This is a genomic window from Paraburkholderia sp. 2C (assembly GCF_054589215.1).
In genome coordinates this window covers 41323-58560 of record NZ_BAAILL010000011.1, presented here as the reverse complement: position 1 = coordinate 58560, position 17238 = coordinate 41323, and the positions used below count along the sequence as shown (strand labels likewise).

Below are 17238 nucleotides of genomic sequence, written 5' to 3'. Positions count from 1 at the left end.
GGCTCCGCCGCGTCTCGCGACGCGGAGGGCGAGACGAGCCGGGGAGCGGGCTTCGCATCGGGCGCCGCCGCGAGCGTCGCGCGCATATGGCGGCGTGCCCGCGAGAGCAAACTTTCGAGCGCATCGACGGTGATGCCCATCACCGCGGCCGCGTCGAGATTCGACAGCTCCTGGTAGTACTGCAGCACGATCGCCTCGCGCTGCCGCGCGGGCAGGGCCGCGAGCGCCGCGCGTACGCTCGCGTCGCGCGCGTGCGCTTCGAGACGCGCGTCGGGCGGCGGAGCCGGATCGACGCTGTCGGGCAGGTCGTCGACCGGTTCGTCGCGGCTCGCGCGCAAGCGGTCGTAGCAGAGGTTCAGCGCGACGCGGTGTAGCCACGTGTCGAAGCGTGCCTCGCCTTCGCGCCAGCGCGGCGCGTGCTTCCAGATCCGCACGAAGGCTTCCTGCGCGACATCTTCGGCTTCCATACGGTCTCCGAGCATCCGTGTCGCGAGCGCGAGCAGCCGCGGCAGCTTGCGCGCGACGAGCGCGCGTACGGCTGCGGGATCGGCGCGGGCGACGCGCGCAACGAGGGCCGCGTCGGGGTCGGCGTCGCGGTCGCGTTCGGCGTCGCTCAATGCGCGGCGTCCTGCTCGACTTGCCGAGGGATCGTGTGCTGCGCGATGGCCATGCTGTTCTGCTCCCTTGTTCTGCTCCGTGCCGGTATAAGCGGGTGCGAGCGGCTTCGGACGCGTTCCAGCGAGGTGCGCGGCTCCTCACCGCGCCGGGCTAGTCCGCGGCGCGGAACCTGGCGACCCGGCTCCGGCCGCATCCCCGGCCCGCATCGCTCGTTTACCGTTTAACGCGCGGCCGGTCGAAATCCGTCGCTCGGCTTCGTTTCGCGGGATTGTCGCGCGCGATGTCGATTTCGGCCATGCCGATTCGTCGCAGGGTTAAAGCCGCCGTGCGGGCGCCGGATCGGGCGCGGCGGCTTCTCCCCACCCGTCAAGGAGAACGAAGATGCGCGTCATGGTGATCGTCAAAGCGTCGCCCGAATCGGAACCAGGCCAGTTACCGGATACCGACATGTTCGCGGCCATGGGCCGTTTCAACGAGGAACTCGTCAAGGCCGGCGTGCTGCCGGCCGCCGCTGCCGCGCGTACCGCTTAGCGCCCCGCCAGCTCCGCCCGCAGCGCCTCGACCACCTGCGCCCAATCGCCGGGCTCCGGCTGCCGGAACGCGCGCATCGTGTCCGCGTACCACGGCGACGCCGGCCCGCTGCGCGCATGGGTCCAGCGCCATTCGTTGTCGCTGGCGGGCAGCATGACCCAGCATGGCTTGCCGAGCGCGCCGGCCAGATGCGCGATCGCCGTATCGACGCTGATCACGAGATCGAGCTGCGCAACGACGGCCGCCGCATCGGCGAAATCGGTGAGTTCCGGGCCGAGCGGCAGAATCGGCTGCCCGGCCGGCGCGTAGCTCACTTCGTCTTCGCCGGCGCCTTTTTGCAGGCTCACGAAGCTCGCATTCGCCGCATTCCACAAGGGCGCAAGCGTATCGAGCGACGGCAGCGAGCGCTTGTGGTCGTTCACATGCTTCGGATTGCCCTTCCAGACCAGACCGATCTTGCGGCCCGCAAGGCCTTCGAGCCGGCCGCGCCACGTATCGACGAGACTCGCGTCGGGCGTGATGAATTGCGCGGGCGGCAGCGTCTTGTCGTCGAGCAGGCCCGGCACGCTGAGCAGGAAGGTCCAGTAGTCGTACTGGCCTTGCGAGACGGCCGCGAGCGTATCGAGCACCTCATCGACGCCCTCGACGCTTCTGAATAGCCGGCTCAACGCCGGCGGGCACGCAAACGTGAGACGCGCGACGCCCTGCGCTTTCAGGGTCGCGATATAGCGGCCGAACTGCAGCGCGTCGCCGAAACCCTGCTCGCGCCAGATCAGCAGCGACTTGCCCGCAAGCGGTTCGCCCTGCCAGCGCGGGCAGCTCACATCGGGCGCCTTCGCGCGCGTCTGGCCGTCGCCGCGTGCGTGGCGCGCTTCGTAAAGCGGCCAGCCTTCGTCGTAACGTTGCGCCTGCAACAACAGCGCGGCGAGGCCGAATTTCGCCGACGCCAGCTCCGGATGAATTTCAAGGGCGCGGCGGTACGCCGCTTCGGCTTCGTCGATGCGGCCCTGCCGGTACAGCGCGATGCCGAGCGTATGCAATGCATTTGCGCTGTTGTCCTGAAACGCGAGCGCGGTGCGGCACGCCGCTTCGGCGTCGACGTAGCGGTCGGTTTCGATCAGCGTGCTGCCGAGGCTCGTATGAAGGTCGGGCAGATGCGGCGCGAGCCTCAGCGCGTGACGCAGCGACACTTCGGCTTCGTCGAAGCGCTTGAGCAGATTCAGCAGCGAGCCGAGATGGTGATGCGCCTGCACGAGGTCGGGTTCCGCGACGAGCGCGGCGCGGTACATGACTTCCGCCTCGCGCAGCTTGTCGCGGTCCACCTGCAATTTGCCGAGATTGAAATACGCTTCGCCGTACTCGGGATTGCCGGCCAGCGCCTGCACATACGCGGCCTGCGCTTCGTCGAAGCGCTTTTCGTCATGCAGCAGCACGCCGAGATTGTTGTGCGCGGGCGCGAGATTCGGGCGCAGCTCGATTGCCTTGCGATAGGCGGCCTCCGCGTCTTGCGCACGCCCGATGCGATGCAGCAGCAGACCGAGGTTGTAATGCGCTTCGACGTAATCGGCGCGGCACGCGATGGCCGCGCGAAAGCTCGCTTCCGCTTCGGGCAGACGCTCGAGCCGCTTGTAAAGGCTGCCGAGATTGCTGTGCGATTCCGCGTAGTCGGGCTTGTCTTCGAGCGCACGCCGCCAGAACTGTTCGGCGTCGGCGAGCCGCTCGAGATTTTGCGCACACACGCCTGCCAGATTGAACGCCGCCGCGCGCGTCGCGCTCGCCGCGCGCTGCTGCATGATCGGTTGCAGGGCCGTCAGCGCATCGGCAAAGCGCTTGTTCGTATAGAGCAGGACGGCGGCCTGCAGCAGTTGCGCATCGTTGCGCGGCGAATCGGAAGACGTCATGGGCGAGCGGCACGGGCGCGAAGGAAAGGCCCCCGTAAGGGGTCATTGAACGACGGATTATCGCCCGTCTGCCTTTCTGATGCCTTCCGCGCGCCGTTTGCCGCTTTCAGCGGTTACCAGCGCAACGGCGGGGTCGCCAGCGCGGTTACCAGCGCACGTGCAGCGTCTCGACGCCGCGCAGACTGCTGCGGCCGTTCCAGTGCAGCTTGTCGAGTCCGTCGACGGTGAGTTTGGGCAGGCGCTTCAGCAATGCGCCGAGCGCGGTCTCGAGTTCGAGCAGGGCGAGCCGATAGCCGAGGCAATGGTGCACGCCGCCGCCGAACGTGAGCACGCGCGGCAGTTCGCGGTCGATATCGAGCTGGTCCGGATGATCGAACTTCGCGGGGTCGTGGTTGGCCGCGCCGAGCGACAGATAGACAATCGAGCTGCGCGCCACCGGTACGCCGGCGATTTCCATGTCTTCGCTCGCGGTGCGGCCCGATAGCTGCGCTGAGCCTTCGTAGCGCAGGCATTCCATGATCGCGTTCGGCAGCTTCGTCATATCCTGGCGCAGCGCATCGAATTGCTGCGGATGGCGCTGCAGGGCGATCAACGCATTGCCGATCATGTTCGAGGTGGTCTCGTGACCGCCGAGGTAAAGCAGGATCACGTTCGCGACGATTTCATCGTGCGTGAGCGTTTCGCCCTGTTCCTCGACCTCGAGCAGCATCGACACCAGATCGGCGCCCGGCTGCTTGCGGCGCGCTTCGATGACGCCGGAGAAGTACGTCTCGAGCGTCTCGTAGGCCTCGTTCGATATCGCGAGCTGCGCGTCATCGACTGGCGTCATGTCGAGCATTTTGGCCACGTGCCGGATCGCTTCGCCGAGCTTTTGCGCATGTTCGACAGGCACGTCCAGCATCCGGCAAATGATCTCGATCGGGAACGGCATCGCGTAGGCCGCCATGATGTCGACGCTGCCGTCGCTTTCGAAGCGGTCGATCAGACGCTGGGCGCTCGCGCGCGCGATATCGCGCATCGATTCGATCTGCCGCGCGTTGAAGGCCTTCATCATCAGGCCGCGCAGCCGCGTATGCATGGGCGGGTTCATCAGCAGGAACATCCGGCTATAGCCGAGCAAGACCGGTTGCTTTGCGCCTTCCTCGCCATAGCGTTTGCGCACTGATGACTGGAAATTGTGAATCATGCGGCGATCGTGCAGCAGCCTGTCGACGATGTCATAACGGCCCGTGACAAACTGGTTGGGCCCGACCGGCACGAGCGGGCCTGCTTCGCGCAGGGCGTCGTAGACGGGGTACGGGTTCGCGAGGAACGAAGGGGTGGCGAAGTCGGCAAGGTTCATAGGGGGCTCGGTATCGGTCCCAACGGCAGGTGAGGGAACCACCCGGTTGTGTATCGCCGGGGGCGACCGGTCGGACGGTGGTCCGCCGATGCTCACGAGAACGTTCGACCGGGCGGCCTATTCCCGGCGTGCGGTCAAATCGGGCCGCCTCGTACGCTTTGCACCGCTATGCGCTGCTGAGGTTTATTCGCCGCGCGCATTGGCGCCGGGCTGTGCAGTGCGCTTGCTGCCCACAAGAAAGCCGAGCGCCGCGATCACGACGACGATCGTGACCGCGGCGAACAGCAGTGTCGCGTGACGGATATCGGTCCGTTGCGTCGCGATGCCGAGCCCGATAACAGGCAGCGAGATCGCGACGTAGAGCACCACAAAATAGGCCGATGTCACGGCGGCGCGCGCATCGCCGGGGCTGCGCGCGGTCAGTTCGCCGAGCCCGGCGCGAAAGCTCGCGCCCTGGCCGAGGCCGGCGAGCACGGTGCCCGCGATCAGTGCGCTCTTCGCGTCCCACATGCTGCTGAGCGCCACGAGCGCGAGGCCCGCGATCAGGCCGACGCAGCCGGCCGGTTGCCGCCAGCGCGGCGCGAACCGCCCTTGCAATGCTTGTCCGCATGCGGATGACGCGAACAGCAGAAACACGACGAGCCCAATCGTGACGTCGCTGCGAAAACCGAGTTGGCTGCGCATCAACTGCGGCGCGACCGCCGCGAAGAATCCCACCACGACGAATCCGGCGAAGCCCGATAGCGCGGCGGGCACGAAGGCCGCGCGCACGGACCGCGGCAACGCAATGCGCTGCATGCGCAACGTGGCGCGGGCGGGGGGGTGCGCGGTTTCCGGCACGCTGCGTACCGCGCAAAGCGCGATGACGACGAGCGCGAGATGCACGGCATAAGGCGTGCGCATCGGCGCCGGCAGATATTCGACGATCAGACCGCCGAGCACCGGTCCGAAGCCGAGGCCGAGCATGTTCGACGCCGTGGCCGCAAGCGTTGCGGCATTGCGCCACTTCGCCGGCGCGGCTTCGATAACCGCAACGGTGGCGGTGCCCGTGAAAATGCCGGCCGACACGCCCGATATCAGCCGCGCCGCCATCAGTCCGGCAAGGCTCGTGCTCGCGAGAAACACCGCGCCCGACGCCGCCGCTGCGAAGAGCCCGTAAGTGAGCATGCGCTTGCGGCCCAACTGATCGGACCAGTTACCGACCATCAGCAGCGCGGCCAGCACACCGAATGCATAGCACGCGTAGATCACGGTGATCGTGGCCGGCGTGAAGCCGTAGGCAATGCGGTAATAGCGGTAGACGGCGGTGGGAAGCGTCGTGCCCATCATATTGATGACGAACGCGAGCGCGAGCAGCAAAAAGGCGGTGGACGTGCGTGGCGTGCCGGAGGCGGATTGCATCGAATACCGGTCTGTGAGGAGACTGCGGGAAAACCGCGGAAAAAGACGGCGCACCCGATTATCGTCAATGCACGGATTCTCTGCTGACTGCCGTACTGCAAGCTTGCAAGCTTTAAGGAAACCGCGCGTAAGAATGCGGCCGGGAGAAGCACGCCTCGAGCACGCCTCGAGCACGCCTCGGCCGCTGGCTGCCCCCTCTACGCATTCCCCGCAATGCTGAGTTGCGCGGCGCGGAAAGATCGCTTATCGGAATGTGCGGTGACTGTTCTTCACGTGGCGATCGAAGTGCACGTGACGCACGTCGGCGACTCTCACTTCCGCAAGCCGCGGCTTGAACGGCGCATTATGCTGGGCATGCCTGACAAGCTTGTCGATCGTGCCGCGCGCAATCGCCACGCGGGCCGAGCGCGCGATCTGCGCGAGCCGTGCGCCGCCATCGGGCGACCGTGCCGCGCGCAATGCGGCAAACCAGCCGATCACGGTCCAGCCCAGAAAAACATTGATCATCGTGATCGCGAACGCGTGGCGGTGTTCGCGTGCATCTGCTTCGAGCGACGGCACGAGGTATACCACCAGTGCACCGATCAGTCCGATCGCTTCGACATACTTGGCCATTGCATCACCTCTTTTTCCTATTGGTCCATACGAGCGTTGCAGCCGTGATAGCGGGCGCGGCGCCGTTTGATCCAATGTAGGTCAGTTCAGGGTGATGACGAAACAGGGTAGTTCGCAAATCACAATCGCCAATTCGTGAACAATCGTCCGTGGCTATCAATCCGGTACGTTAGCGTGCGAGGTGTGCGCGGCAATCTGCACGATCCGGTGGCGCACCACGGCGATGGCCTGCTTCAACGCGTAAACATCCTGAAAGTAACGTTGCGGCATGCGGATTTGCCCCGCGTACGCGTCGATCTCCTCGATTTCCTCGCGCCACTGTTCGACTTGCTCCGGCGTCGGTTGCGCGGTCTTCCATATCTCGTCTTCGAGCGACTTCAGTTCGCGGTACCAGACGACGAGCCGCTTCTTGATGCGGGTCTCGAGCATGCGCGGCAACGCCTGCAGCAGGCCGACCAGCACCGCGAGAAACGGCACGAGTATCAGCAGACGCCGTTCGATAAAGCTGGCGAGCCAGAACGGCAGATAGCGCTGCAGGAACGGCGGCCCGGATTTGAAGTAGCGCTCGCTTTCGTCGGAAACCGGAAACTCGGCCGTGTTCAGATTGGGAAACGCGCCGACCGGGGTGAAGTAGTCTTCCCCGCTGTGCACGTTCTTCGCGACTTCGAGCAGCACGAAGGCGAGCGCCGGATGCAGCGAATCTTTCGCGACCAGTTGCGCGGTCGCGGCAAGCAGCGTGATGTCCTCGGGCGGAAGATCCTTGGCGATGCTCGTCGCGCCGCGCGGATAGGTGATCTTCGTGAGCGCCGGGAATTTCTGCACGAACGCGTCGGCCAGTGCGAAGCTCATCAGTTTCAGGTTGCTGTTGAGCAGCGTTTGCTGCATTGGCGCGTCGGGCCGGCCGATAAAGAAGGCCGCGTCGAGCGTGCCGTTTTCGAGGCCGTGATACGCCTCGGTCGCATCCAGTTCGAGCAGCGTCGAATTTTCGCGGGTCACCTCGGCGAGGCCGAGCAGCGTTTGCGATACGTTCAGTAAGCCGCTGCCCCGCACGCCGATCGAGATGCGCTTGCCGCGCAGCTGCATGAGCCGGTCGATCGTCTCGGGGCCGCGGTAGAACACCCAGATCGGTTCATACGAAACCGCGGCGATTGTCTGCAGATTGTCGGTGTCCTTCGGCTGGACCGTGCCGGACTGGATAAAGCCGACCTCGTATTCGCTATTCGGGTCGGCGAGGCGCTGGTAGTTTTCAATCGAGCCCGACGACGGACGGATATCGAGGGTGATGCCTTTGCGCTTGAGCAGCGGCGCGTAATGCTCGGCAAAGCCGCGATAGATGCCGCCGTTCGCGCCGGTGGTGATGACGATCGTGCTGCGCACCGCGGGCTCGCCAAGCGACCACGCCGCCCCGACGAGCGCCGCGAGCACGATCAGCACGACGGCGATCAGCGTCCACCGGCGCGCGGGCGTCATTTTCTCTGCGGTCTGAATGCGGTGCAACGCGGGGTTGCGTTTTGGCATTCTCACTCCCCGTGATCGGCTTATGCGCTATGGTGGGCCGCGTTTCTATGCCTGCGGCAAAGATCATAGCGCATCCCGATAGTGGGGTAGCAAGGAGGACTGATCTGCCGATGGCCGCGCGGGATTTACCGGCGCGGCCGCCGTCAGGCGAAGAAGCCGATCAGCGCATGTGCGACCGCTTGCGGATTGTTTTCCATCGGAATGTGCCCGGCCGCGGCGATGCGCAAGAGTGTCGTATGCGGAATTTCCCTGACGAAGCGTTCCGCGAACTCGACGCGCTGAAACGCATCGTCTTCGCCCCATACGAGCAGCTTCGGCACCGCCGACGCAAGCAGCGCCGGCACGATGTCGAGCGTATAGCGGGCGTCGGCCGCGCGCGCCAGCGAGAGCCACGAGCGCGCGACGCGCGGATCGGTCCACGGGTTCAGATACTCGGCGATTTCCTCTTCTGACGCGGGACGGGCGAGTGCCGCGATCACGGAAGCGCGGCGCGCGACGAGGATATCGGCAGGCGTCGTTGCGGCCGCAACAGCCGGATCGCGATACCGCGCGACGGCCGGTGCCGGCCATGAATCGAACATCACGCCGTTGACGAGCGCGAGCCGGCTCACTTCGAGCTTGCCGTCGACGAGCATGTGTTGCGCGATGCCGCCGCCGATATCGTGCCCGGCCAGGTACAGCGGGCCCTCGATTCCGAGCGCGTGCGCGAAGCGCACGACCCAGGCGGCGAGCGCGGGCACCGATGCGTGTTCGACATCGAGCTCGCCGGCCGAGCGGCCGAGCCCCGGCAGATCCACCGCGATCGGCCGCAGGCCCGCAGCCGCGAGGTCTTCGAGCACCGGTTGCCAGACGCGGCTCCAGTACGTGCCGTGCAGCAGCAGTACCACGGGCGCGGCGTTGCTGCGCGTCACAGCGGTCAGATAACTTGCCGCGATGCCATCGACGTCTACGGATTTTCGTTGAATCGTCATCGTTCAACTCTCCTACCGAAGGGGGGCGATTAACGAACGAACTGCTCGACGTAGCCGGCGCCCAGCCCGATGGCTTCATAGTGGCGGCGCGCCGCTTCGAGCTTCGTGAAGACGTCCTCGTAACCGAGCGCGACGCCTTGCGGATCGACAAACACGTAGCCGCCCGTCACATGGAACCACGTGATCATTTCGTCGACATCGTCGGGCACGAACAGCGTGTGCGTTTCACCGGGCGGCTCGAATGCATACGAATTCTGCTCGGCGACCCAGTCGTGCTCGAGGTAGTACCAGCGGCCCTTCAGCACGATTGCATGAACCGCGCCCGCATGGCGGTGCCGCGACACGATGCCGGACTGGCGCACGCGCAGCAGATTGATGAAGTAGCCCTGGCTCGTATTCAACATCAGCGGCTTGAACGATACGGCCGGCGTGCTGGGCACCCACAGCCTGTCGTCTTCGAGCCAGTCCTTGATGACGCCCTTGTGCACGAGGTCGCCCGACATGAACGGCGGTTGCGGGAGTTGATAGGGAACCGCGCTCGGGTCGGGTACGTTTGCGGGTTGCGAGGTCATGCTGCCATCTCCTTTGATCGGTATCGGGAATGCCGGCGCGATTGCAGGGCCGTGCGACGCGAGTACTATAGTCAATCATTGACACGCGTGACAAGAATGATTTTCGAGGCTGCGGGCCGATACAGGCCGCACGCGTGCGGCACTGGGCTTGCTGCGACAGGCCTGGCGCGCCCGCTGACGGAATTGATGTGGAACGCGGAGAACAGTCATTTGCTTGACACGTCATAAATGTCACGCGGCGATGCGCGTGCGCCGCAGTTGGGCGGACGGATGGTCCACGTATGGTCCACGCGGCGGCGCACCAAAGGCGATCCCCGTTTACGGGTAAACTTGACACTATGAACAAGTGCCCTTACTGCGAAAAAATTCGTGACGAGTGGGACTGCCACGGCTCGGAGTGCCGCGCGGCGATCGCGAAGGCGCTGCGCAGGCAACGTCAGGGCTTGCCGATGGTCCCCAAAGTCATTCGCAATGAGATCCCCGCGGGCGCGAGCACCGGCGAAGTCATCGTGCGGTTGTCGCGGCAGCGATTGCGCGCGCGTCGCGGCAATGAGGAGCGGCGCGAGCGTAAGGAAATCGACAACGCCGACGTCGATTGACGGGCGTCTTCGTCGTATTGCGGTTGCCTGTCATCTATCGAACGGGCGTCTTCGCCGCCTGCCACGGCGGAACCGGCACTTTTTTCATCGAATTTTTTGTCGAACCGATCTCTTTCGTTCGTCCGTCGGCAATCTGCTCCGCGATGTGCCGCAAGTGTGCGTCGTGATCCTGTGCCGAGCGGTTCGCTGCCCCGATAAACGCGGTCAAATGTGCGACGAAACCGGCGTCGAGATCGCCAAGGTACGGCGCACTACCGATGGCCTGCATCACCCTGTGCGCATGCCATTCGAAGGACGACAGCAATGTGCCGTTCGCGCTGTCCGCCGCGAGCCGGTTCGTCGAGCCGCCGGCCGCGTTGGCCGCGCCGAATATCAATACCAGTGCGGCGGCGTGGACGCTGAATCGACGGAAAAGGCCAGATTTCATCGCGATGCTCGGCTGGAGACTCCATGACAGGTGCGGCCAGTGTCGGTCATTCCCATGACGGAAGGTCAAGTGTTACGATGAAAAGCGCTGCGATGCCGTGTTGCAGCCGCGGTTTGCCATCACTCACGCATTGAAAGCGGTCGTGCAGTACTGAACATGCAGTACTCGTGATGCAGTACCCCAGCGACGGAGCTCCGTATGCAAATCGCCGACGCGCTTGGCCACGCATGGTGGGTGGCGTTCACGATGCTCTGGCAGATCTTCTGGGGCTTGAGCCTCGGTTTCCTGTTCTCCGCAATCGTCGAAGTGCTCGTTTCCCGCGCGGAAATGTCGCGGCTGCTGCCCGACGAATCGCCGCGCTCCCTGTTTCGCGCGAGCGTGCTGGGCGCGGTGTCGTCGTCATGTTCGTATGCCGCGGTCGCCATGGCGCGTTCGATTATTCGCAAGGGCGGCAACTTCACCGCCGCGATGGCGTTCCAGATGGCGGCCACCAATCTCGTTCTCGAGATCGGCGTGTTGATGTGGGTTCTGCTCGCGTGGCAGTTCGCGGCGGCCGAATTTATCGGCGGACCGATCATGATTGTCGTGCTCGCGCTGCTATTCCGGCTGTTTTTATCGGGCACGCTGAGAAAGTCCGCGATCGAGCAGGCCGATAAGGGCATCGCCGGCAGCATGGAAGGGCATGCATCGATGGCAATGGCCGCGCAGCAGGGCACATGGAAACAGCGTCTGTTGTCGAAGGACGGCTGGATCGCGATCAGCCACGGCTACGTGATGAACTGGGCGATGCTCTGGAAGGATATCGGCGCGGGGCTGCTGATTGCCGGCGCGCTCGCTGCGTGGGTGCCCGACAGCTTCTGGCAGCGCTTCTTTTTTGCCGACGATCCGCATGTCGCGATGATGTGGGGTGCGTTTATCGGCCCGCTGATCGCCGTTGCGTCTTTTACGTGCTCGGTCGGCAATGTGCCGCTCGCGGCGGTGCTGTGGAAAGGCGGCTTGAGCTTTGGCGGCGTCGCGTCGTTTATCTTCGGCGACCTGATCATCATTCCGATCCTGAATATTTACCGGAAGTACTACGGTGGCCGCATGACGGTATTGATCGCCGTCACGTTCTATGTGGCGATGGTCGTGGCGGCGTTGCTGGTCGAAGCGCTGTTTCAGCTAAGCGGCTGGGTGCCGCGGCAGCGCACTGCGGCGGTGGTTGGCGCGTCGATCACGCTTAACTACACGACGGTGCTCGATATCGCGTTCGGCGCGGTGTTCGTCGTGCTGACGCTGGTGTTCTTCCGAACCGGCGGTCCCGAGATGATGCGGATGATGGCGCACGGGGAGCACGATCACGCGGGCCATTCGCACGATCGCCGCGAAACGTAGCGCCCGCTTTCGTCAGCTCGTCAGCTCGTCAGGGCATACGGCACGTTACGGTGACGGGCCGCCCGTCGCGCTCCATACGACATCGCCGTCCACGGCATAGAGGCGGCAATTGGCGTGTCCGTTCGCGCATCGAACGAGCGCATCGCTGATCGGATCGACGCCCGAAGATGCACCCCATGCGCCGTCCGGCGCGATCGCAAAGGCGCGTGGCCGCGGCATCGTCAGGAACTTTGCATAGGCAAGCCGACCCTGAGCGTTCAGATACGGCACCGCCGATGCGTTCGCGAGCGTCGCGAAGGTCGTGGCCGGCGGCGCATCGGCGAGCCGCGGCCAGACCACCGTGTTATCGACCGCGTACAGCTGGCAATACTGCGCGGTTTGCCAGCACCGTTCGAGCGCCGTGCTGGACGGATCGAATCCACCGGACGCCCACGAACCATTCGACATGCCGATGGCAATCGCGCGCGGCAGCGGCGCGGCCAGAAAGCCACGATAGAGCTTTTCCTTCTGATCGTCGGTCAGATACGGAATCGCCTTGAGATCGTTCAGCGCCGCGTAGGTGGTCGATCCTGGCGCGTGGCCCGGCAGATACTCGGGGTGCGTCTCCGTGCCCGGCATGCCGATGCTGCGCAGAAAGGCATCGGCTTTCCGCACCCACAGCGGCAGGCCGGCGCCCGACGCGGTCATTGCATGTGCGTCCTTCTGGAAGGCGCCGTAGTCGACGAGTTCCGCGTGCCCGCCCGCCGCGGTGTATTGCGCATACATCTGGCGCCACGTCGCGGTCGGGAAGATCTGGTCGTTTTCGCCGTAGAACCAGATCGAACGCAAGCGCGTGTGCGAGCCCAATTGCGCGGCTGCGCTGACGAGGCTCGCGTCCGGCGTCTCGCAGTCGCCTTCCTTGACGCCGCCCGCGAAGTCGAGCAGCCCCTTCACGTCGCTGACGTCGTTGGGGTTCATCGAGCCGAACGCAAGCGTGTTCCAGCCGCCCATGCTCTTGCCCGCGACGACGATGCGCGATGCGTCGATGCCCGGCTGCTGCTTGACGACGTCGAGCACCTTGCGGATGTCGTGCGCGGCGTCGAGTCCGATCGCGCTCACGTCGCAGCCGTGCGGTCGCAGATGACCGCCCGAGCCGGCATAGCCGCGCATCATCGGCATCGCGACCGCGTAGCCGCGCGACAGGAAGTAGTAAGGGATGAACTGGTCCGCGACGCGCGGCGCGCTCGCCGGGTCGTGCGACGCGCCGTGATTGACGAGTGCGAGCGGGAACGGCCCGCCGCGCGACGGCATATAGAGCGTGACTTCCAGGCGCACCGGCGGCGACGTGTCGACGGGCACCGTCAGGACGGTTTCGTTTAGCGGCGCGGGCGGAAGGTCGTGCGTGTCGCTGGCCCATGCGGCGGGGGCGCCAGGTGCGATGGAAAGTGCGCTGAAAAGCGTTGCGCACAGAAGCACGGTGTGGATGGGCCGGATAAGCGGGCGACGCATCGCTGTGATGACAGGCGTCTGACGCGGGTTCGGGAGCCGGGCCGGACGCGGGTTTCGTTGCCGATTTCAATGCGCAGGCTGCCACGCACGGGTTGCAGCCTGCGCATTCGAATGCGGGTCTCACGCCGGACGCCGCTGAAATCCGTTCGCGAAAGCAGCACGAAAGTTTGCGAGGTTTCAGAAGCGGGAACCGCGTTGAACACGTATAACGGCGCGCCGCGGCGAAACTTGAAACCGGCTTGCTAGTTCCGGCGCGGCTGACGCGGTCTCCACGCCAGATGCATCGCAACACTGACAAGAATGGCAAGCGAGCCGAGCGTATCGAGCAGGACCGACATCATGGTCTCCTTATCCTCAGGTCGGGAAAAGCCGGGGCCGGGGGGGTAACGGGCCGGGAGAAGAGGCATGGAGGCGATGCTAACGGCGAAGCTAAGCACTCACAATCTGGCATTTCCAATGCTAGACTTCGGCAAAACCGAAGCGGGCGGTGCAATGCCGCCGGACGTCAAACCGGACGCAAACCGGACGCAAACCGGACGCAAAGCCGGACATCAAGCGAAACGGCAAACGGCAGTCTGAACGCGGGCGCGCAGCATGCCCGCACGCGCCATCACAGGAGAGCCAACGCATGCGTTTTGACCTGACCGATATGCGGCTTTTCCTGACGGTCGTCGAACGCGGCAGCCTCACGCAAGGCGCGCAGGCCATGCACCTTGCGCTCGCGTCGGTCAGCGAACGCATCGCCGGCATGGAGGCCGCGCTCGGCGCGCCCTTGCTCGATCGCAATCGCCGCGGCGTGCAGGCCACGCCGGCCGGTGTCGTCCTGATGCGCCATGCGCGCGCGATTCTCGACCAGGTCGAACAGATGCGCGGCGAAATGCGCCCGTATGCGACCGGCCTTAAAGGACGCATCCGTCTGCTGTCGAATACCGCGGCGCTCGCGGCGTTCTTGCCGCCGCATCTGTGCCGTTTCCTCGCGCGTTTTCCCGATCTGTCGATCGATGTCGACGAGCGGCCCAGTTCGGAGATGGTGCCCGCGCTTGCGGAAGGGCGCGCCGATCTCGGCATCGTCGCCGATATCGCGGACCTCGGTTCGTTGCAGTCGCATCTTCTGATGCAGGATCAACTCGTCGTCGTCGCGAGCCGTTCGCATCGGATCGGCGGCGCCGAATCGGTCGCGTTTGCGGAGATTCTCGACGAGCCCTTTGTCGGCCTCTCCGATGCCGCGCTCGAAACCCATCTCGCCGAACGCGCATCGCGTCTCGGCAAACAACTGCATTACCGTATTCAGATGCGCGGCTTGGACGATATCGGCATGCTGATCGAGGCGGGCATCGGCATCGCGATCCTGTCGCTCGTGTCGGCCGAAACCTTGCGCCGGCCCGGTCTTTCGATCGTGCCGCTATCGGAGCCGTGGACCACGCGGCGCCTGCATCTTTGCGCGCGCGATTTCGCGGCGCTCACGCCGCACGCGCATCTGCTCGCGGAGCAACTGATCGACAGCGCGACGTCGCGCGGGTCGTGAATCTTCTGAATGCGGGAATCGGGGAGAAGCCATCGGATGAATGTGCGTGCACTCGAAGAAGCGGATCTCGAACTCGTGTGCCACCATCGCGAGCAGATGTTTCGCGAGGCGGGCCGCGACGAAGCCGTGTTGCACACCATGACCGCGCATTTTCGCGAGTGGCTGCGGCCGCGTCTGCGTGACCGCACGTATTTCGGCTATCTGCTGTGCGAAGCGGGGGAACCGGTCGCGGGCATCGGCCTGATGCTGATCGACTGGCCGCCGCATCCGTCTCATCCGGTATCGGACCGGCGCGGTTATGTGCTGAACGTTTTCGTCGAGCCTGCGTATCGCAGACGCGGGCTCGCTCGCGATCTGATGCAACTGGCCGAAGCGGAATTCGCGAAACGCGGCGTGCAGTACGCGATTCTTCATGCAACCGAGGCGGGCCGCGACCTGTATGCGGGCCTCGGGTGGAGCGGCACGACGGAGATGGCCAAGCCGATCATCGCTTCAGGCTGAGCCGCCGGCATAGCGCTGCGGTTCATGGCGCCACCGCGCTTCCCGCTCAGGCTTGAGTCGCATGCGCCGTCATAAACCCGATCGCCAGCTCGCGGAATTTTTCGGGCTCTTCGGAGAACAGAAAGTGGCCCGAATCGTTGAATTCGACGAGGCGCGCGCCCGGTATGCCACGCGCGATCGCGCGGCTCGCGCGCGGCGGGCACACCCAGTCGTGGCGCCCGACGATCGCAAGCGTCGGCGCGGCAATGCGCTCGAGCATCGGGCGCAGGTCGTAGGTCGGCGCGATCGACTGCATGAAATGCCGGACCATCTCGATCGTCATGGTCGACGCGGCGAAGATGCGCGGGAAGATTTCGGGCCGGGCCGGCGTCGTGTGCAGCGGTCCGACGATCTTCAAGAAGTCGTCCATGGTCTGCGTCGTGATATCGCCGCCTGAAATGCGCGCCATGATCTCGAGCGCCTCACGGCTGCCTCGCGAAGCGAGTGTCGGCGCCGGGTCGCCTTCGTAATCGGGCAGCGGCGCCACGGTCGGCGACGTGCCGCACAGGATCAGCCCCTGCACGAGCGACGGGTGGCGCAGCGCGGTGTGCATCGCCACGAAGCCGCCCGCCGAATGGCCAAACACGAACGCCCGCTCGACGTCGAGCATCTCGCACAGCGCGGCGATATCGTCGGCCATCTGCTCGAGCGTGCACGATGCGAGCGCGGGTCGCCCGGACCTTCCCTGGCCGCGCAAGTCGACGTAGATCACCTGCGCGTCGTGGCGCAGCGGGCCGAGTCCGTCGCGCAGATACACATGGTCGAAGCCCAGGCCGCCATGCAGCGCGATCAGCGTCGGTTTGTCGATCAGATGCCCGCCCGATGCGCGCTGGCCGGCGCCGTCGATGTCGAAGTAGAGTTGTGTGCCGTTAAGCTTTGCGCGCATGCGAGTCCTCGAGTGCATGAAGAGCGCGCCGGCGCGCGGCAGGATGCCGTGCCCGGCGCGCCGGATTCAAATCGGGACTCAGGATACTGAAGCGGCGCTGCGATTCCGCCAGGTGGCGCGAAGTTTAATGTTTGGCGCCGCAGACCCGCAGACCCGCAGACCCGCAGACCCGCAGACCCGCAGACCCGCAGACCCGCAGACCCGCAGACCGCCGCGGACCGCTACACCGCTAACCACCCGTACGCACTGCGAATGCGATTCGATGGGGGCGCGCGGCGCCCGGCGGCTATGAGACAGCGACGCCCATTGCCGCGCGCGCGTTCAGTGCCCGGCTTCGCGCATCGTCAGCAGGTTCTGCACCGAGGTGACGCCCGCCACCTTGCCCGCGGCCTCCCCGGCCGGCTGCACCATGTCGTCGCTGGGAACGGTGCCGTCGAGCGTGACCTTGCCGCCGCGCGCGACGATACGGATGTCGGCGGCGGGAATCTTCGCGCGCGTGATCGCGACGCGCACGTTGTGTTCAAGGCGGTGGTTTGCCTTGCGGATGCTTGCACGGGTCGGCTGCTGATCCGGCTGCGCGCTTTGCGCGAGTGCCGCCGCGCTGATGACGGACGCGGCGACCGCCACGCAGGCGGCGAGAGTGCGGGATGCAAACAGCTTCTTGACCGGGAATTTCACAATTGACTCCTCTTGAATGAATGGCGCGGTGGGAAGGATCCCATGCGAGCACAGATGTCAGGACGTGGGCCGCGCACGTTGGAATCGGCGACGGCCACGCATTCTGTCTGTCGAAAATAGATGGGACTTTCTTCAGTGCACTGAAGTTCTTTAAATGCACGGAATGGGGAGCGATGAGGGGGCGAAATAAACGGGCGAAAAAAAAGCGGGCGAAAAAAAGGCCGGCTTGCGCCGGCCAAATAGCTCTAGCCT

Annotated in this window: 15 protein-coding genes and 2 pseudogenes; 5 read left to right on the top strand and 12 right to left on the bottom strand. The window is 65.1% G+C overall.

Annotation, left to right across the window (positions count from 1 at the left end):
• Positions 1-62: 62 nt before the first annotated feature.
• A pseudogene (locus tag ACYPXD_RS01760) lies at positions 63-617 on the bottom strand (RNA polymerase sigma factor); the annotation flags it as partial.
• A gap of 382 nt (positions 618-999) precedes the next feature.
• On the opposite strand from ACYPXD_RS01760, the pseudogene ACYPXD_RS01755 reads away from it, so the two are divergent.
• Positions 1000-1125: pseudogene (locus ACYPXD_RS01755) on the top strand (YciI family protein); the annotation flags it as partial.
• Between the two features lie 20 nt (positions 1126-1145).
• Here ACYPXD_RS01755 and ACYPXD_RS01750 read toward each other — a convergent pair.
• The 7 genes from ACYPXD_RS01750 to ACYPXD_RS01720 all read right to left on the bottom strand — a co-directional run bounded on the left by ACYPXD_RS01750 (position 1146) and on the right by ACYPXD_RS01720 (position 9469).
• Complete coding sequence (locus ACYPXD_RS01750) at positions 1146-3050, bottom strand: tetratricopeptide repeat protein (RefSeq protein WP_459706755.1); 1905 nt, start codon at positions 3048-3050, stop codon at positions 1146-1148.
• A gap of 145 nt (positions 3051-3195) precedes the next feature.
• On the bottom strand, positions 3196-4392 hold the full coding sequence (locus tag ACYPXD_RS01745; RefSeq protein ID WP_459706753.1) for a cytochrome P450: 1197 nt from the start codon (positions 4390-4392) through the stop codon (positions 3196-3198).
• Positions 4393-4575: 183 nt separating this feature from the next.
• Entirely contained in the window at positions 4576-5793 is a 1218-nt protein-coding gene (locus tag ACYPXD_RS01740) for an MFS transporter (RefSeq protein ID WP_459706751.1), read from the bottom strand.
• Between the two features lie 243 nt (positions 5794-6036).
• Complete coding sequence (locus ACYPXD_RS01735) at positions 6037-6408, bottom strand: superinfection immunity protein (RefSeq protein WP_459706749.1); 372 nt, start codon at positions 6406-6408, stop codon at positions 6037-6039.
• A gap of 156 nt (positions 6409-6564) precedes the next feature.
• Complete coding sequence (locus tag ACYPXD_RS01730; RefSeq protein WP_459706747.1) at positions 6565-7926, bottom strand: TAXI family TRAP transporter solute-binding subunit; 1362 nt, start codon at positions 7924-7926, stop codon at positions 6565-6567.
• Between the two features lie 143 nt (positions 7927-8069).
• Entirely contained in the window at positions 8070-8897 is an 828-nt protein-coding gene (locus ACYPXD_RS01725; protein ID WP_459706745.1) for an alpha/beta fold hydrolase, read from the bottom strand.
• 29 nt (positions 8898-8926) lie between these two features.
• Complete coding sequence (locus ACYPXD_RS01720; protein WP_459706743.1) at positions 8927-9469, bottom strand: 2,4'-dihydroxyacetophenone dioxygenase family protein; 543 nt, start codon at positions 9467-9469, stop codon at positions 8927-8929.
• A gap of 338 nt (positions 9470-9807) precedes the next feature.
• Between ACYPXD_RS01720 and ACYPXD_RS01715 the strand changes: the two genes are divergently transcribed.
• Positions 9808-10068 (top strand): hypothetical protein, encoded by a 261-nt coding sequence (locus ACYPXD_RS01715; RefSeq protein WP_459706974.1) that lies wholly within the window; start codon positions 9808-9810, stop codon positions 10066-10068.
• Positions 10069-10102: 34 nt separating this feature from the next.
• Here the strand turns inward: ACYPXD_RS01715 and ACYPXD_RS01710 are convergent, their stop codons facing one another.
• Entirely contained in the window at positions 10103-10495 is a 393-nt protein-coding gene (locus tag ACYPXD_RS01710) for a hypothetical protein (RefSeq protein WP_459706741.1), read from the bottom strand.
• Positions 10496-10693: 198 nt separating this feature from the next.
• On the opposite strand from ACYPXD_RS01710, the gene ACYPXD_RS01705 reads away from it, so the two are divergent.
• A complete protein-coding gene (locus tag ACYPXD_RS01705) occupies positions 10694-11869 on the top strand; it encodes a permease (protein WP_459706739.1) in 1176 nt (391 codons plus the stop codon).
• A gap of 45 nt (positions 11870-11914) precedes the next feature.
• Here the strand turns inward: ACYPXD_RS01705 and ACYPXD_RS01700 are convergent, their stop codons facing one another.
• On the bottom strand, positions 11915-13207 hold the full coding sequence (locus tag ACYPXD_RS01700; protein WP_459706737.1) for an alpha/beta hydrolase family protein: 1293 nt from the start codon (positions 13205-13207) through the stop codon (positions 11915-11917).
• A 778-nt stretch (positions 13208-13985) separates the two neighbouring features.
• Here ACYPXD_RS01700 and ACYPXD_RS01695 point away from each other — a divergent pair.
• Together ACYPXD_RS01695 and ACYPXD_RS01690 are read left to right on the top strand one after the other, a co-directional pair.
• Complete coding sequence (locus ACYPXD_RS01695) at positions 13986-14882, top strand: LysR family transcriptional regulator (protein ID WP_459706734.1); 897 nt, start codon at positions 13986-13988, stop codon at positions 14880-14882.
• 36 nt (positions 14883-14918) lie between these two features.
• The gene (locus ACYPXD_RS01690) at positions 14919-15383 is read left to right on the top strand and encodes a GNAT family N-acetyltransferase (RefSeq protein WP_459706731.1); all 465 of its coding nucleotides are present in this window, start codon (positions 14919-14921) and stop codon (positions 15381-15383) included.
• A 46-nt stretch (positions 15384-15429) separates the two neighbouring features.
• On the opposite strand, the gene ACYPXD_RS01685 is transcribed toward ACYPXD_RS01690, so the two are convergent.
• A complete protein-coding gene (locus ACYPXD_RS01685; protein WP_459706729.1) occupies positions 15430-16308 on the bottom strand; it encodes an alpha/beta fold hydrolase in 879 nt (292 codons plus the stop codon).
• 321 nt (positions 16309-16629) lie between these two features.
• A complete protein-coding gene (locus tag ACYPXD_RS01680; protein ID WP_459706727.1) occupies positions 16630-16986 on the bottom strand; it encodes a BON domain-containing protein in 357 nt (118 codons plus the stop codon).
• Positions 16987-17238: the final 252 nt, after the last annotated feature.

Coding starts and splice junctions, on each gene's coding strand:
- ACYPXD_RS01735 (WP_459706749.1), bottom strand. CDS start 6,408: ATGGCCAAGTATGTCGAAGCGATCGGACTGATCGGTGCACTGGTGGTA.
- ACYPXD_RS01740 (WP_459706751.1), bottom strand. CDS start 5,793: ATGCAATCCGCCTCCGGCACGCCACGCACGTCCACCGCCTTTTTGCTG.
- ACYPXD_RS01725 (WP_459706745.1), bottom strand. CDS start 8,897: ATGACGATTCAACGAAAATCCGTAGACGTCGATGGCATCGCGGCAAGT.
- ACYPXD_RS01705 (WP_459706739.1), top strand. CDS start 10,694: ATGCAAATCGCCGACGCGCTTGGCCACGCATGGTGGGTGGCGTTCACG.
- ACYPXD_RS01720 (WP_459706743.1), bottom strand. CDS start 9,469: ATGACCTCGCAACCCGCAAACGTACCCGACCCGAGCGCGGTTCCCTAT.
- ACYPXD_RS01750 (WP_459706755.1), bottom strand. CDS start 3,050: ATGACGTCTTCCGATTCGCCGCGCAACGATGCGCAACTGCTGCAGGCC.
- ACYPXD_RS01710 (WP_459706741.1), bottom strand. CDS start 10,495: ATGAAATCTGGCCTTTTCCGTCGATTCAGCGTCCACGCCGCCGCACTG.
- ACYPXD_RS01695 (WP_459706734.1), top strand. CDS start 13,986: ATGCGTTTTGACCTGACCGATATGCGGCTTTTCCTGACGGTCGTCGAA.
- ACYPXD_RS01730 (WP_459706747.1), bottom strand. CDS start 7,926: ATGCCAAAACGCAACCCCGCGTTGCACCGCATTCAGACCGCAGAGAAA.
- ACYPXD_RS01745 (WP_459706753.1), bottom strand. CDS start 4,392: ATGAACCTTGCCGACTTCGCCACCCCTTCGTTCCTCGCGAACCCGTAC.
- ACYPXD_RS01685 (WP_459706729.1), bottom strand. CDS start 16,308: ATGCGCGCAAAGCTTAACGGCACACAACTCTACTTCGACATCGACGGC.
- ACYPXD_RS01715 (WP_459706974.1), top strand. CDS start 9,808: ATGAACAAGTGCCCTTACTGCGAAAAAATTCGTGACGAGTGGGACTGC.
- ACYPXD_RS01690 (WP_459706731.1), top strand. CDS start 14,919: ATGAATGTGCGTGCACTCGAAGAAGCGGATCTCGAACTCGTGTGCCAC.